The sequence below is a fragment of the Adhaeribacter pallidiroseus genome, from assembly GCF_003340495.1.
Taxonomy (GTDB): Bacteria; Bacteroidota; Bacteroidia; order Cytophagales; family Hymenobacteraceae; genus Adhaeribacter; species Adhaeribacter pallidiroseus.
The window spans coordinates 3,329,216-3,344,670 of sequence record NZ_QASA01000001.1 but is presented as its reverse complement, the minus strand read 5'-3'; the positions used below and the strand labels follow the sequence as shown (position 1 = coordinate 3,344,670).

Here is a 15,455-nt window from a genome sequence, read left to right as displayed (position 1 = left end):
TTATTCAAAAAATAATTAGTAATTTTATATCCGAGAAACTTGTATCACCAAAAATCTCTAACTATTAACCAAAAATAATATGAAAATTGCAGTTGTAGGAACAGGCTATGTAGGCCTGGTTACTGGAACCTGTCTGGCCGAAGTGGGCATGGAAGTTACCTGTATCGACATTGACGTTAAAAAAATTGAAAACCTGAAGAAAGGGATTTTACCGATCTATGAACCAGGTTTAGAAGAAATGGTGTTACGGAACACTGCCCAGGGCCGCCTGCACTTTTCAAACGACATTGAATCCAGCATCCAGGATGCCGATGTTGCCTTTATTGCGGTAGGAACTCCTCCCGGCGAAGATGGCAGCGCCGATTTAAAATATGTATTAGCCGTTGCGCGGAGCATTGGTAAATACATGAACAACTACATTGTAGTTGTTACTAAAAGTACCGTACCGGTGGGTACCGCTATTAAAGTAAAAGCCGCCATCACCGAAGAATTAGCTTTACGTAATTCTTACGAAGAATTTGATGTGGCTTCTAACCCGGAATTCCTGAAAGAAGGGGCCGCTATTGAAGACTTCCTGAAACCAGATCGTATTGTGGTTGGCGTAGAGTCGCCGCGTGCCGAAGAAGTAATGCGTCGTTTGTACAAGCCTTTCCTGTTAAATGGTCACCCGATTATTTTCATGGATGTGCCTTCGGCCGAAATGACGAAATACGCCGCTAACTCCATGTTGGCTACCAAAATTTCCTTCATGAACGACATTGCCAACCTGTGCGAAATCATGGGCGCGGATGTGAACATGGTACGCCGCGGTATCGGTAGCGATCCCCGCATTGGTAATAAGTTTATTTACCCAGGTATCGGTTACGGTGGTTCTTGCTTCCCGAAAGACGTAAAAGCTTTAATTAAAACCGCTTCGGAAAACGGTTACAGCATGCAAATTTTAAAAGCGGTTGAATCTGTTAACGAAAACCAGAAGTCCGTTTTATTTAACAAAGTAATGGACCATTTCGGTGGTGATATTGCGGGTAAAACCTTTGCTTTGTGGGGGCTTTCCTTTAAACCCAAAACCGACGATATGCGCGAAGCGCCTTCTTTGGTAATTATTGAAAAATTATTAGCCGCTGGTGCTAACGTGCGGGCTTACGATCCGGTAGCGATGCCGGAAGCCAAGCACAGCTTAGGTGACACCATTGTATTCGCCAAAGACCAGCACGATGCTTTAATTGATGCGGATGCTTTATTAATTATTACCGAGTGGCCCGAATTCCGGACACCGAACTTGAAAGTTTTAGGGAAGTTAATGAGTGACAAAGTAATTTTCGATGGCCGAAATATTTATGAAGCTAAAGAGATTCAGGAAGCAGGATTTGCGTATTATTGCATCGGCGTGAAGACAAATTCTCACGATGTAGCAACCGTATAATCTTTAGATGACTAAAAAACGCGTACTTATCACCGGCGGTGCTGGCTTTTTAGGCTCGCATCTCTGCGACCGCTTTATCCGGGAAGGTTACCATGTTATTGCCATGGATAACCTGATCACCGGTGATTTAAGTAACATTGAGCATTTATTTCGTCTCGAAGAATTCGAGTTTTACCACCACGATGTTTCCAAGTACGTGTTTGTGCCCGGGCACTTGGATTACATTTTGCATTTTGCCTCCCCGGCCAGCCCCATTGATTATTTGCGTATTCCCATTCAGACCCTCAAAGTAGGGTCTTTGGGAACGCATAATTTGTTAGGCTTAGCTAAAAACAAAGGAGCCCGTATGCTAATTGCTTCTACTTCGGAAGTATACGGTGATCCGGAAGTTCACCCGCAAGTGGAAGAATACTGGGGCAATGTAAACCCCGTAGGTCCCCGTGGCTGTTACGATGAGGCCAAGCGTTTCCAGGAAGCCATGACCATGGCGTACCACATGCACCACGGTCTGGAAACCCGGATTGTGCGTATTTTTAATACCTATGGTCCACGTATGCGCCTGGATGATGGCCGGGTATTGCCGGCCTTTATTACCCAGGCTCTACGTGGTGAGGAATTATCTATTTTTGGCGATGGTTCCCAAACGCGCTCTTTCTGCTACGTGGATGATTTAATTGAAGGTATTTACCGCTTATTACTCAGCGATTACCCTTTGCCGGTAAATGTTGGCAACCCCGACGAAATTACCATCAAAGAATTTGCCGAAGAAATTTGTAATTTAACCGGCGTTCCTTTAAAACTAGGCTACCAACCTTTACCCAAAGATGATCCGCAAAAGCGCCGTCCGGATATTAGTAAAGCAAAAGAAATTTTGGGATGGGAGCCCCAGGTGTCCCGCTCCGAAGGCTTAAAGCGTACCTTAGAATATTTTAAGCAACACGTGTAAGTAAAAGATTTAGAAATTCAGTAAAAAACCGCAGCCTGCCTGCGGTTTTTTGTTTTATTATGAGTTCGGTGAGGTAAGTTAATCTTAAAAGTATTTACCCGTGCATGACAGAATACGGGTTAACCCGGAATTCACCTAATTACAAAAAAGTTTTAGCGTAAAAGTTTTTAGCCTGCATCTTCAACCATTTATATTCTTCCGGAAAAGATTAGTTAGTTTTGCGGCCAGTTAATCATTTCCAGAATAATGGATTGATTTGATTTAAATCTTATCCGTGTAATGGATGATAGTTTTGGTATGGTTCTCACATCAATTATTGAGCTTGCCTGCTTTTATCGCGGAAGAAGTAAAAGATAGTAGTTAACGTGCGTTTGAGATAGAGATACCTAGGTGATTATTATGGAAGCTCCTCCTTTTTAATCGGTCATCCTGGAGGATCTTATCGTTTACCGACGGGTTAGATCCTTCCAGGATGACCGAAATGGGCAACAAGAAAAGTAAAAATAAAATTTCATCTTTCTTGCCCGTACTATTCTTTGTTCTTGGGGTATTGAAGTGCTTATCTCGAACGCACATTAATTAAATAATTGGCAAACTGAATTTTAAAAGAAATCCTCTAAAAAAACATAAAGTACAATTTTAATAAATTGTATAATTCTTTAGGGTTATTATACCTGTAACCCTTTTTCCTATATATTGTACAAAACAGAATATTCTTCAATTATGGGAAAAAGCTTTACTAAGTGAAGTTAGAATTGTAATTTCGTACAATTATTGGAACATGAGTTCTATTTGGAGGGATGATTCAGGTGAATTGCTTTAAAGATTATTGATTTATAAATATAGGAAATATTATATAATAGGTGAATAAGGGATTAATAAAGAAATTGAAAATTCTCTATATAACACTTTAAAACTCATGTGTGTATTGGTGTCAGTTGCAGAACAGGGACAAGCTTACCTACTTTGTAAATTAAACTAAAAGCGTTTTTATGTGCCAGCAGCATATTAATTTAAAAATTTATTAAGTTTAATTGGAGACAACTCAAACGATTAAGACGGCTAACCAGATAGTGTATCCGGCTAAAGCAGAACAGCAATGGACCGAGATTATAGAACCGCGGACCAGGCTGTTAGACTTAGGACTAAGCGACGTGTGGCGGTACCGCGATTTGGTGCTATTATTTGTGCGTCGGGATTTCGTGTCTACCTATAAGCAAACGATTCTGGGGCCAATTTGGTTTTTTATTCAGCCTTTACTGACCACCATCACGTTTATTCTTATATTCGGACGGGTAGCAAAACTATCTACGGACGGATTGCCCATGATGGTATTTTATCTGGCCGGTATAACCGTCTGGAATTATTTTTCCCAAACTTTAACGGCTACGTCCACGGTTTTTAAAGATAATGCCCAAATGTTCGGGAAAGTCTATTTTCCGCGGCTCACTATGCCGTTGTCTATCGTAATTTCGAATCTGGTACGCTTCGGAATCCAGTTTGCGCTATTTATGGCGGTATGGGTGTATTATTTTGTGCAAGGCAATGCTATCAAACCGAATTGGACTATTGTGTTAACCCCCGTACTAATTGCCCTGATGGGAATTATGTCGCTGGGTTTAGGAATGATCTTCAGTGCGCTTACCACCAAATACCGCGACTTGGCCATGTTACTTACTTTCGGGATACAATTACTGATGTATGCTACGCCGGTTATTTACCCTTTGTCCAGCTTATCCGACAAATACCGGTGGTTAATTGCGGCTAATCCCATGACCTCCATCGTGGAAACCTTCCGGTACGCTTTCTTAGGTTCCGGTACCTTTAACTGGACTTATATAACCTATAGTCTGGTTTTTAGCCTGGTAATTTTATTCATCGGTATGGTTACCTTTAACAAAGTCCAAAAAAGTTTTACCGATACGGTGTAAAGCTCTTTTGAAAGTACGTTTTTTATCCCAAACTCTTTATCTCCATTATACATACTTATTGATTAGTACATGAGTGATATTGCCATTAAAGTAGAAGATTTAGGAAAGCTCTATCGCTTGGGCCAGGTAGGAACTGGCACCATCAGCCACGACCTGAACCGCTGGTGGGCCCGGATGCGCGGCAAGGAAGATCCTTTCGCCAAGATTGGCGAAACCAACGACCGCACCGCCAAAGGTACCAGCGACTACGTGTGGTCTTTAAAAGATATCAATTTTGAAGTAAAACAAGGCGAAGTCCTCGGCATTATTGGCCGCAACGGCGCCGGAAAATCCACCCTTTTAAAAATATTATCCAAAGTAACCGCACCCACCACCGGTCGCATTAAAATACAAGGCCGCATCGCTTCCTTGCTGGAAGTAGGTACCGGCTTTCACCCGGAGCTCACTGGCCGCGAAAACATTTTCCTCAATGGCGCGATCCTGGGCATGACCAAAGCCGAAATCCGGAGTAAGTTCGACGAAATTGTGGATTTTTCCGGTGTAGAACGCTATATCGATACCCCGGTAAAACGCTACAGCAGCGGCATGTACGTACGCCTGGCTTTTGCCGTCTCCGCCTTTCTGGAACCTGAAATCTTAATTGTAGACGAAGTGCTGGCCGTAGGCGATGCGGAATTTCAAAAAAAGTGCCTAGGTCGGATGAAAGACGTAAGCGTAAATGATGGCCGGACCGTGTTGTTTGTGAGTCATAATATGGCAGCTGTTAAAACATTATGTGAAAAAGGGCTTGTTTTAAGCTATGGAACGAATGTTTATCACGGAAATCAAAATGAAGCAATAAATTTTTATCAGAACTCTGGAGAAGTTTTAAACAGCGAAGTACATGCTACAAGCCTTTATTCTGCACTAGGTAATACTAATATTAGAATTTTAAAAGTAAACGTAACGCCACAAGCCGGAAACTTGATTACCGTTTTTTCAGGAATTAATTTTAATATCCAGTTTTATAATTTCCATGAAGGGAAGAATATCGATGTTACCTTAGAAGTTCTAAATCAAGACAATATTTTATTATTCCATAATGGTGGTTTTATAACCACTAACAATGATTCAAAAATTGGTGTATATGAAATGAATTGTAAACTACCTAAACAGTTTCTAAATTCTGGAATTTATACTGTTTCTCTAATCTTTGGCGAGAACCAAAGATATATACTATATAAAGCTGAAGAATTAATATTTTTTGAAGTTTTACATGAAACATCCGGTTCTAATTCTAGTAAGCTGCCAGGTCTTACTTTACCAAAGTTAGAAGTAGTGAGTTCCTACAAATCTCCTGTTTATGAATGATATGTTAAAGTCTAACAAACCTTGTCTTATTTATTTTCCATCTATAGGTAACTCCACACTTGGCTTTATAACAATTGCTGAATCAAATCACAATGTTCCTTTCGAGATTAAGCGGGTTTATTGGACGTATTTTACTCCTCATAATGTAACACGCGGAGGACATGCGCACAAAAATTTACATCAAATAATATTTGCCGTGTCTGGCAGAATTGAGTTTTCAATTGAAACCTTATCAGGGGAAAAAAGTCATTTTTTGCTAGAATCACCTGACACCGGTCTATATCTCCCCAGTTTAACTTGGAGAGACATTACATTCTCCCATAATGCTGTTTTACTTTGCTTAGCTTCGGAGCATTATAACGAAAGTGATTACATTAGATATTATTCTGATTTTAAAAATGAGTTTAGAAGTCAAGAAATATAATTTAGATTTTGAGCAACAATGGGATCAATTTGTGGAACAGGTCGCTATCAATGGTACCATTTTACATACACGTAAGTTTTTTAATCATAATTCATTAAATAGTATCAATGATGATTCGCTTCTATTTTTAAGAAAAACAAGCTTGTTGCTTTGCTTCCTGCTGCATTAATTAACACAAGCAATGGAAATATATACCGATCGCATCCAAGAGCTACATATGGAGGGTTTGTTATAGGATCTGAAATTGGCTTGGAAGATGCAATTGAAATGGTTGAGCTTACTATTAATTATGCAAAGCAACTACATGCAACAGAAATAATTGTCAGAAATCCGTTTAGAATATTCCATCAGTATTTAACAGATGAAACTGATTACGCTATGTGGTATCATGGCTTTTCTATAAAATATAGAGAAGTTGAAACGGCTGTGAAACTTGAATCTTATGAAATAATTTGGCAGGGTTATAATGATTCAACTAGAAGAAATATAAAGAAAAGCAAAAATTTTTTGACTGTAGCATTGTCTTCAGATTTTAAAGCTTATTGGAGTATTCTTGAAGATAATTTAATTAAGAAGCATAGTGTTAAACCAACTCACACTTATGAAGAGTTTAATACATTATTAAGCAACATAGGTGAGGAGAAAGTAAAATTGTTTATTGCTTTAAAAGATGGTGTAATAACTGCTGGGATAGTTGTATTTATAGTCAATCCGTTGGCCTTGCATGCACAATACATAGCTTCCGTGGAGGAGTTTCAGGATTTGAGACCTTTAAATGCAGTAATTGACGAGATTATTAGGTGGGGATACAACAATAATTATAAGTATTTAAATCTCGGAACATCTAATGAGGATTCGGGTAAACGTATAAACGCTGGCTTATTTCGTTTCAAAGAAGGATTTGGAGGAAGAGGTACCCTTAGAGAAACAATGCATTTAATAATATAAGCTAGTAAAATGAATCAAAATCCAGATTTTGAGAGATTCCAAAATTTGTCTTTCGAAGACTTTAAAACATTGGCGAAAGATAATTCTCTATCACAATATCAAAAAATAGGCTTTCTTAATATTTATCGTGAAGGAAAAGAAAAAAATATTTTTCAAGATATCATTCTAAAGTTAGCTCTTGAAAATGAGGCCAAGGAAGATAAGATATTGTTAGATATTGGTCCAGGATGTAGTGAGTTACCTTTAATGATACTTGATCTATGTAAAGATTTAAGTATCAAACCGATATTAGTAGATAGTAAGGAGATGCTGGACCAACTTCCATCAGAAGGAGTTGTAAAATACGAAGGTTATTTTCCTAATGATGTTCCAACTTTGATTAGCGATTATCAAAATAAAGTAGATTACATTGTTGGCTATAGCATCTTGCATTATGTGTTTTACAACACGTGTATTTTTAAATTTTTAGATGTAGCTGTATCACTTTTAAAGCCAGGCGGTAAGCTTTTAATGGGGGATATACCTAATATTTCAAAAAGAAAAAGATTTTATTCTACAGAAACAGGAATAGCCTATCACCAAAAATTTATGAATACGGATAGTCTGCCGGGAGTAAATCATTTAATTCCAGAGCCAACTCATATAGATGATGGAGTATTATTAGGAATAGTTCAGCGTTATAGAAACTTTGGGTTTGATGCCTGTTTGTTACCTCAACCTTCAACATTGCCTATGTTTAACAGGAGAGAGGACTTATTGATTCAAAAATACTAAACCATGGAGAAATCAAAAAGATAATTTTGTTTGGTGATAGTGCCTTTGCTGAAATTGCTTATGAGTATTTTTCTTATGATTCTGAGTACGAAGTAATGGCCTTTACGGTAAGTAAAGAATTCATAAAAAAAGATTCGCTATTTGGCTTACCGATTGTTGCATTTGAAGAAGTAGACAAGATGTTTGATCCTTCTTTTTATGAAATGCACATTGCGATTACGTATGATAAAATTAACAGAATTAGAATCGAGTTTTATAAACAAGCAAAAGAAAAAGGCTATAAGCTAGCAAATTATATTAGCAGTAAAGCATTTGTTTGGCGAAATGTAGACTTAGGAGATAATTGTTTTATCTTCGAAGATAATACCATTCAACCGTTTGTGAAAATTGGAAGCAATAATGTGTTTTGGAGTGGTAATCATATTGGCCATCATTCCTCTATTGGTTCGCATAATTTCATTTCTTCTCACGTTGTTATTTCCGGTTTTTGCGAAATAGGTAATGCGAACTTTATAGGCGTAAATGCGACCATGGCTAATAATCTTACCATCGGGAATGATTGCCTAATTGGTTCTTCCGTGCATATTGTAAAATCAGTTAAGGATGGATCGCTCATAAAAGGTACCCCAAATTATCCAGTTGAGAAATCCACTTATGAGCTTTTTAGAATTGATAATTTATGAGGTGGAGAAAGCTTGGGTTAGTATTTGAGCCAAATAAAGCTTTATGGTGGCAGCAGTACTACGGGATCTTACCAACACCTATTTATATTGAGAACTTAAGAGTTATTCGTGTATTTTTTTCTACAGCATGTAATGATAGATTTGGTAGAGTAACATTTATTGATGTAGATGCTGCAAATCCAATTAATGTAGTTTATAATCACCAAGATTATATATTAGATATAGGTAAGCTTGGTGCATTTGATGATTGTGGTGTTAATATTTCTGCTGTAATTAACATAGATCATAATTGGTACATGTATTATGCTGGTTACCAACGTCATTACCGAACTCCTTTCTCTATATTGTCTGGTTTAGCCAAATCACAAGATGGTATAACTTTTAGTCGATATCAAGATACTCCTATTTTAGAGAGAACTAATTATGAGTTAAGTTTAAGGTCAGCTCCAACTATTATGGTAGAAGATGGAATTTTTAAAATGTGGTATGTTTCTGATTTTGGATGGAAGAACATTGATTCTCCACATTTTAAAGGAAAATTGATGCCTCTTTATTGTTTAAAATATGGTACATCATTAAACGGTATTAATTGGGATGTTACTGAAGAACCTGTGTTTAAACCTGTAAATGATGAATTTGGCTTCGGTCGGCCATATATATACAAAGATAGTAAGTGTTATAAATTGTTTTATTCTATCCGCCGGGAAAATGTAACTTATCGGTTAGGTTATGCTGAATCATTAGATGGAATCCAATGGGTACGTAAAGATCAGGAAGTTGGTATAGATGTTTCTCCGGAAGGTTGGGATAGTGAAATGATATGTTATCCTGCGGTAATTTCTGTTAAGAACAAAACGTATTTGTTTTATAATGGAAATAATAATGGCGAAACTGGCTTTGGTGTAGCGGAACTCATCGAAGAATAATTAATAGATTCATACATTTAATAAATTGTCTTTTGAATGATTTCATTTTTAGATCTTAAAGCAATCAATAATGAGTTTAAGGCAGATTTAAAAGCTGCTTACGAAGAGGTAATAGAAGCTGGCTGGTATATACTTGGCAAACAAAATGAATCATTTGAAAAGGAGTTTGCAGAATATTGTGGTACCAGTTATTGCTTGGGTGTGGCTAACGGACTGGATGCCCTGATTCTTATTCTGGAAGCTTACAAAGAATTAGGCGTTTTAACAGACGGAGACGAAGTAATTGTTCCTTCTAACACCTACATAGCAAGCATTTTAGCTATTTCTAAAGCAGGCTTGAAACCAGTACTGGTAGAACCAAGTTTAAAAGATTACTTATTAGATCCAGATAAAATTGAACCTTTTTTAAATGCTCGAACTAGAGCTATAATGCCAGTTCATTTATATGGACAGTTATGCAATATGCCTGCTATCAATTCTTTTGCGAGTAAGTATAATTTAAAAATTATAGAAGATTCTGCTCAGTCCCATGGGGCCATACAAAATGGTAAACGCAGTGGTAATTTAGGTGATGCTAGTGCCTTTAGCTTTTATCCTGGAAAGAATTTAGGTGCTTTGGGCGATGGTGGAGCTATTACTACCAACGATGAAGTGTTATATAGAACTATAAAGGCTCTCAGGAATTATGGCTCGGAAGAAAAGTATAAACACTTGTTTAAAGGAGTTAACAGCCGCTTAGATGAGTTACAAGCTGCTTTTTTACGAGTAAAACTCCGAAAGCTCGATGAATCAAATGAAAAGCGAAGGCAGATTGCTAACTTTTATTTAAATAATATTCTGAATTCAGCAGTTAAATTACCTTCTCTAAATTGTCCAGAAAGTCATGTTTGGCATTTATTTGTAGTTCGCGTGGATGAAAGACAAGAATTTCAGCAGTTTCTTACGCAAAATGGTATACAGACTATAATACACTACCCCATTGCACCTCATAAGCAAAAAGCATATGGTGAATGGCAAAATTTATCCTACCCAATAGCTGAAAGCATTCATAAAACTGTAATTTCATTACCAATATCACCTATTCTTTCTGATATAGAAGTTAAAACTATTGTAGAGGTAATTAATAGTTTTTAATATGAAAGATGAGTTGAAATATCCATTAGTAACAATAGGTACTCTATGTTATAATACAGGTAAATATGTAGTTGAAGCTCTTGAGTGTGTTAAGAATCAAAATTATCCTAACATACAGCATATAATTATTGACGACTTCTCTAAAGATAATTCTCTTTCATTAGTAGAAAAGTGGATAGAAGAAAATAACTATAAATGCACATTAATTAAGCATACAGCAAATAAAGGAGTACATTATAATTTACAGGAAATTCTTGACTTAGCATCAGGTAAATATTTTGCAATGATTTCTGATGATTTATGGACAAATAATAAACTTTTAGAGCAGGTTAGTCTTTTCGAAACCCTTGACAATTCTTATGCAATAATTTATGGAGATACTAATGTAGTAGACAAGAATGGACTAATATTAAATGCTTCAATTTTTAAAGAGTTAAAAGGTGATGGATTTGTACCACCATCTGGTAATATCTTTAAAGAGGTTGTGAAAGACTTTTATTTCTATATTCAATCATCAATCATAAGCCTATCACATATCAGGAAGATGGAAAAATTTGTTGATAAAGAAATAATTTCAGAGGATTGGGATTGGGAATTATGGTTGTCAAGAAATTTTAACGTGCTGGGATTAAAAGATGTCTATGCTAGTTACAGGATTCTGGATACATCTATAACTAGAGTAAATTGGTCGCAAGAAAGGATGAGAAATGTATTACTTTCCCAAATTAAAATGCTACTGAATTACTATAATCATTATAAAAATAGTGAAGAAGATAAGGAACTTATTTTTAATAGGATTTGGCGAATGTATAAAGAACTTTTGCACTTACCTAAATTTACTAGATCCGAAAAAATAAAGGTTCTTCATAAAATATTCAAAGTAACAAAAAGATTGGGAATGTTAAAAAAAGTGCTAAATTTTTAAAATTTTAAACATATATTATTTTTTATATTTTTAATTAAAGCTAATCTTTTATACGGTAAAAGATTATTATTAACTTAGTATTTATTTTTTAATTATGTTCAATATTAAAGTTTTAATTATAACAATATAATCTATAAATAGATAAGTTTGAATTTGTGTCTACTCTACTTAATACAAGTATGCAAAATTAGTAAAAACTGAAGGGGTATTATTTGAGTTTATAAATGTTAAAGAAAATAGTTAAATCCATACTTAATCTGGTAGGATTGGAAGTTAGGTACAAGCAACCTCTATCTGCCAATATTGCTTATTTCAGGAATGAGCAAATGATTGAGGGATTACAGCGAAGTAAGCGCAGAGGTCTTGTTCATGTAAGCACCATTATAGATGTAGGTGCAGCGGCTGGTTCTTGGTCTCTTTCGGCAAAAGAATTTTGGCCATCATCTAGTTATGTTCTTTTTGAGCCTTTGATCGAGAGAAAAGCCGAATTAGAAAAACTTTGTAATGACCAAAAAGATTTTTATTTTATACCTGCTGCAGCTGGCAAAGAAAACAGTGAGGTTAATTTTTATGTGTCTAATGATTTAGATGGCAGCGGTATTGCGGATGAAGTAGAGCAAGCTTCTAATATCAGGACGGTTGAAGTAAAAAGCATCCAAGAAGAAATATCACAACTAAATCTAACCGGACCATTTATTATTAAATTAGATACTCATGGTTTTGAAGTACCTATAATTGAAGGATGCGCAAGAATAATTAAGGACGTTTCTCTTTTCATAATTGAATGTTATGGGTTCCAAATTGCTAAAGACTCTTTATTATTTTGGGAAATGTGCCAGTTTATGGATACCAGAGGATTTAGATTGATTGATATTATTGATGTAACACACAGACCAAAGGATTCCGCTTTTTGGCAATGTGACGCCTTTTTTGTACCTAAAGATTTACAATTTTTTAAGAATAACACATTTTTATAAACATACAAGGATTAATGCAATATCCCAAGATTAGCATAGTTACACCTAATTATAACCAAAGCGAATACCTAGAAGAAACCATTCTTTCAATAATTACTCAAAATTATCCGAACCTAGAATATATAATCATAGATGGTGGTAGTTCAGATAATTCTGTAAATATTATAATGAAATACGAAAAATATTTGAGCTACTGGGTAAGTGAATCAGATAATGGTCTTTACTATGCCTTACAGAAAGGGTTTGAAAAATCTTCCGGAGAAATAATGGGATGGTTGAACTCTGATGATCTCCTACATCGAAAATCACTTTATGTAATTGCTAATATTTTTAATAATAATCTACAGGTAAATTGGTTGCAAGGGCGACCTACTATTTATGATGAATCAGGAATGACTGTTGATAGCAGCAAACCAATTTTTTCTAAATATTATTTTTATAACAAAAAGTATGTAACTGGCAAGTTTATTCAACAAGAGTCTACATATTGGCGACGAAGTTTGTGGAATAAGGCAGGTAAATTTATTTCTAGTGATTATAAGTATGCTGGAGATTTTGAACTGTGGATGCGCTTCTTTAATTACGAGTTGTTGCATTATACACATGCGTTAATTGGTGGATACAGAGTAAGAAGTTCTCAGATGTCAAGAATTTTCTATAATGAATATCTACAAGAGTGTAGTACTATTATTGAACAGCTGTTATTATCTACTGATGATATTAATCATCTAAACAAAATTAAATTTTTAGAAAATGTATCGAATAGTATAAGATTCGTAAAGCCTATGCTTTATAAATTTATTGAAAAGCTTTATGGATTGCAAGATCCAATAATGTTCAACTTTTCAAAAGGTATTTTTTCTGCTTAGCACATAGAAATAATGAGTAATTTTAAGTGTCTTGGCAAAACTAAGTTAAAATATTTTTTTCTTCTGAAGGAAACATATTAGCTACGTAGCCAAAATGAAAAGTTATGCTACCTAATTTTTAATATTTGTAGCAAATTATTATAAGTATCTTGAAAAGCTTGTAAAACATTTATAAGAAGATTTAGCTAATCCAACTTACAGTAGAATCATTACATTATATGTTCCCAAAATATTTTTGTAACAATTAAATTTTATTTTAATGAAGCAAATACTGCCAGATACTCGTTTGTAATTTTTATTGTTATTAAGGTTATAACAAGTATAAATATGCTCTTCAATACTAATTAGAACATAAAATGAATTCTAATTTAAATGATTTATATACACCTTTAGTATCAATTATAATTCCAACATTTAATGCGGGTTCTAGATTAAATAATTGCTTGAATAGTGTTCTAACTCAAACAATGAGTGATTTTGAAGTAATAGTTATTGACGCAAACTCAACGGATAATACACTCAATACCTTAAAGGAGTTTGCTCAAAAGGATTGCCGTATACAATGGCTTTCTGAAAGTGATCATGGGATATATGATGCTATGAACAAGGGAATAACACAATCGCGAGGTGAATGGTTGTACTTCTTAGGAAGTGATGATTATTTATATAACAATGAAGTTCTCCAAACATTATTTGGTAATGTTAATTTTAGGGAGTACGATGTATTGTATGGGAATGTTTATAGTGATAGATTTAGTGGATTATACGATGGGGTATTTAATGTAAGTAAAATTCTAGAAAAAAATATTTGTCATCAAGCAATATTTTTTAATAAAAAAGTTTTTAAAAAGATAGGAATATTTAATTGTAAGTTTAAAGCTCATGCGGATTGGGAACATAATATGCGTTGGTTTTTATCAGACAAAATTAAAAGTAAGTATATAGAAATGGTTATTGCATACTATACCGATGGTGGGTTTAGTTCAGTAAATGGTGATATATCATTCCATGAAACAAAGATATTGACTTATCTAAAGCATGCCCATAAATTATTGACTTTTACAACCAAAGTAAAATTATTTAGAGATGCGTTATATATTAAAAGAAAAAGTGCTAGTATTAAGGGCGTTTTTCAAGCTCTTAGGTTTATTCCATATTTGATATATTAAGCATATATGGTTTCAATTATTATACCTAACTATAATCATGAATCTTTTTTGAAACAAAGAATAGAATCTATTCTAAACCAAACATTTCAAGAATTTGAAATAATTTTTTTAGATGATTGCTCTCGTGATAATAGCAAAGAGATAATAGAGCAATACAAGCATCATTCTAAAGTTAGCCATGTTGTATATAATGAATATAATAGTGGATCAACGTTTAAACAGTGGAAAAAAGGAATAGAATTGGCTAAGGGAGAGCTAATTTGGATTGCGGAAAGTGATGATTATGCTTCAGAGTACTTTTTAGAGGAGCTAACATTCGAGTTTGCGCACTATAAAAATGTGGGAGTTGTTTATTGTAATTCGTTTTATGTTAGCGATTATATGATGCAATTTACTACAACTCAGGAGTGGAAAGACTCTTTATTTAACGTAAATCGATGGGCTTTCAATTATGTTAATTCTGGTATTAATGAATTAAATAATTATTTAGTGTATCATAACATTATTGATAATGTTAGTTGTGCTTTATTTAAAAGAGATCTTTTTTACCAAATAGATTTAGATATTGAGAATTTTAAATATGCAGGAGATTGGTTGATTTACTTACAGATGTGTCAGATTACAAACGTTGCATATTTAAGCAAACCTCTGAATTTTTTCAGAAAACATGCTACTAATGCAAGTAGAGAATCGGATTTAAATGGAATGAAATATTTGGAGAAGTTAATGCTTTATTCCATTATAAATTCTAAGATCCGTGCTATTACGGTAAAAACTAAAAACAAACTATTGCCAATAGAAGTTAGAACTTACTTAGATTTTGCCTATACAACTATGAAAATTAATAGAAATTTGAAGTTGTTTATTAAAGGGCAGATTAAATTATTGAAATTAGATTTTTATCATTGGCTCAGAATCACGTGGTTTGTACTATTTAGTAGTAGATTAAAAAGAAATACTTCAACTAACTATTAAT

The 15,455-nt window shown here is 34.6% G+C and carries 15 protein-coding genes; all 15 read left to right on the top strand.

The annotated features are described in order from the left end of the window. Positions 1–79: 79 nt before the first annotated feature. The 15 genes from AHMF7616_RS13300 to AHMF7616_RS13225 all read left to right on the top strand — a co-directional run bounded on the left by AHMF7616_RS13300 (position 80) and on the right by AHMF7616_RS13225 (position 15,454). Complete coding sequence (locus AHMF7616_RS13300) at positions 80–1,423, top strand: UDP-glucose dehydrogenase family protein (protein ID WP_115373330.1); 1,344 nt, start codon at positions 80–82, stop codon at positions 1,421–1,423. Positions 1,424–1,430: 7 nt separating this feature from the next. Next, positions 1,431–2,369 carry a UDP-glucuronic acid decarboxylase family protein gene (locus AHMF7616_RS13295; RefSeq protein ID WP_115373329.1) on the top strand — a complete coding sequence of 313 codons (939 nt, stop codon included), beginning with the start codon at positions 1,431–1,433 and terminating at the stop codon, positions 2,367–2,369. A gap of 1,034 nt (positions 2,370–3,403) precedes the next feature. Beyond that, complete coding sequence (locus AHMF7616_RS13290) at positions 3,404–4,300, top strand: ABC transporter permease (protein ID WP_233507528.1); 897 nt, start codon at positions 3,404–3,406, stop codon at positions 4,298–4,300. 69 nt (positions 4,301–4,369) lie between these two features. Next, on the top strand, positions 4,370–5,650 hold the full coding sequence (locus AHMF7616_RS13285; protein WP_115373328.1) for an ABC transporter ATP-binding protein: 1,281 nt from the start codon (positions 4,370–4,372) through the stop codon (positions 5,648–5,650). After that, entirely contained in the window at positions 5,643–6,074 is a 432-nt protein-coding gene (locus AHMF7616_RS13280; RefSeq protein ID WP_233507527.1) for a sugar 3,4-ketoisomerase, read from the top strand. The genes AHMF7616_RS13285 and AHMF7616_RS13280 overlap by 8 nt, the downstream gene beginning before the upstream one ends. Positions 6,075–6,224: 150 nt before the next feature. Then, positions 6,225–7,022 (top strand): GNAT family N-acetyltransferase, encoded by a 798-nt coding sequence (locus AHMF7616_RS13270; RefSeq protein ID WP_115373326.1) that lies wholly within the window; start codon positions 6,225–6,227, stop codon positions 7,020–7,022. 9 nt (positions 7,023–7,031) lie between these two features. Then, positions 7,032–7,796 carry a class I SAM-dependent methyltransferase gene (locus AHMF7616_RS13265; protein WP_115373325.1) on the top strand — a complete coding sequence of 255 codons (765 nt, stop codon included), beginning with the start codon at positions 7,032–7,034 and terminating at the stop codon, positions 7,794–7,796. A 26-nt stretch (positions 7,797–7,822) separates the two neighbouring features. Beyond that, a complete protein-coding gene (locus tag AHMF7616_RS13260) occupies positions 7,823–8,479 on the top strand; it encodes an acetyltransferase (protein ID WP_199474214.1) in 657 nt (218 codons plus the stop codon). Further along, positions 8,476–9,405, top strand: coding sequence for a glycoside hydrolase family protein (locus tag AHMF7616_RS13255; RefSeq protein WP_115373323.1), 930 nt, complete (start codon positions 8,476–8,478; stop codon positions 9,403–9,405). The genes AHMF7616_RS13260 and AHMF7616_RS13255 overlap by 4 nt, the downstream gene beginning before the upstream one ends. A gap of 36 nt (positions 9,406–9,441) precedes the next feature. Further along, positions 9,442–10,539, top strand: a complete 1,098-nt coding sequence (locus AHMF7616_RS13250) for a DegT/DnrJ/EryC1/StrS family aminotransferase (protein WP_115373322.1) — start codon at positions 9,442–9,444, stop codon at positions 10,537–10,539. Position 10,540: 1 nt separating this feature from the next. Beyond that, positions 10,541–11,464 carry a glycosyltransferase family 2 protein gene (locus tag AHMF7616_RS13245; RefSeq protein WP_115373321.1) on the top strand — a complete coding sequence of 308 codons (924 nt, stop codon included), beginning with the start codon at positions 10,541–10,543 and terminating at the stop codon, positions 11,462–11,464. A gap of 224 nt (positions 11,465–11,688) precedes the next feature. Next, positions 11,689–12,441 (top strand): FkbM family methyltransferase, encoded by a 753-nt coding sequence (locus AHMF7616_RS13240; protein ID WP_115373320.1) that lies wholly within the window; start codon positions 11,689–11,691, stop codon positions 12,439–12,441. Positions 12,442–12,455: 14 nt separating this feature from the next. Beyond that, positions 12,456–13,310, top strand: a complete 855-nt coding sequence (locus AHMF7616_RS13235; protein ID WP_115373319.1) for a glycosyltransferase family 2 protein — start codon at positions 12,456–12,458, stop codon at positions 13,308–13,310. A gap of 356 nt (positions 13,311–13,666) precedes the next feature. Beyond that, the gene (locus AHMF7616_RS13230) at positions 13,667–14,479 is read left to right on the top strand and encodes a glycosyltransferase family 2 protein (protein WP_115373318.1); all 813 of its coding nucleotides are present in this window, start codon (positions 13,667–13,669) and stop codon (positions 14,477–14,479) included. A gap of 6 nt (positions 14,480–14,485) precedes the next feature. Beyond that, entirely contained in the window at positions 14,486–15,454 is a 969-nt protein-coding gene (locus AHMF7616_RS13225; protein ID WP_115373317.1) for a glycosyltransferase family 2 protein, read from the top strand. Position 15,455: the final 1 nt, after the last annotated feature.

Coding starts and splice junctions, on each gene's coding strand:
- AHMF7616_RS13300 (WP_115373330.1), top strand. CDS start 80: ATGAAAATTGCAGTTGTAGGAACAGGCTATGTAGGCCTGGTTACTGGA.
- AHMF7616_RS13295 (WP_115373329.1), top strand. CDS start 1,431: ATGACTAAAAAACGCGTACTTATCACCGGCGGTGCTGGCTTTTTAGGC.
- AHMF7616_RS13285 (WP_115373328.1), top strand. CDS start 4,370: ATGAGTGATATTGCCATTAAAGTAGAAGATTTAGGAAAGCTCTATCGC.
- AHMF7616_RS13280 (WP_233507527.1), top strand. CDS start 5,643: ATGAATGATATGTTAAAGTCTAACAAACCTTGTCTTATTTATTTTCCA.
- AHMF7616_RS13265 (WP_115373325.1), top strand. CDS start 7,032: ATGAATCAAAATCCAGATTTTGAGAGATTCCAAAATTTGTCTTTCGAA.
- AHMF7616_RS13255 (WP_115373323.1), top strand. CDS start 8,476: ATGAGGTGGAGAAAGCTTGGGTTAGTATTTGAGCCAAATAAAGCTTTA.
- AHMF7616_RS13250 (WP_115373322.1), top strand. CDS start 9,442: ATGATTTCATTTTTAGATCTTAAAGCAATCAATAATGAGTTTAAGGCA.
- AHMF7616_RS13245 (WP_115373321.1), top strand. CDS start 10,541: ATGAAAGATGAGTTGAAATATCCATTAGTAACAATAGGTACTCTATGT.
- AHMF7616_RS13240 (WP_115373320.1), top strand. CDS start 11,689: ATGTTAAAGAAAATAGTTAAATCCATACTTAATCTGGTAGGATTGGAA.
- AHMF7616_RS13235 (WP_115373319.1), top strand. CDS start 12,456: ATGCAATATCCCAAGATTAGCATAGTTACACCTAATTATAACCAAAGC.
- AHMF7616_RS13230 (WP_115373318.1), top strand. CDS start 13,667: ATGAATTCTAATTTAAATGATTTATATACACCTTTAGTATCAATTATA.
- AHMF7616_RS13225 (WP_115373317.1), top strand. CDS start 14,486: ATGGTTTCAATTATTATACCTAACTATAATCATGAATCTTTTTTGAAA.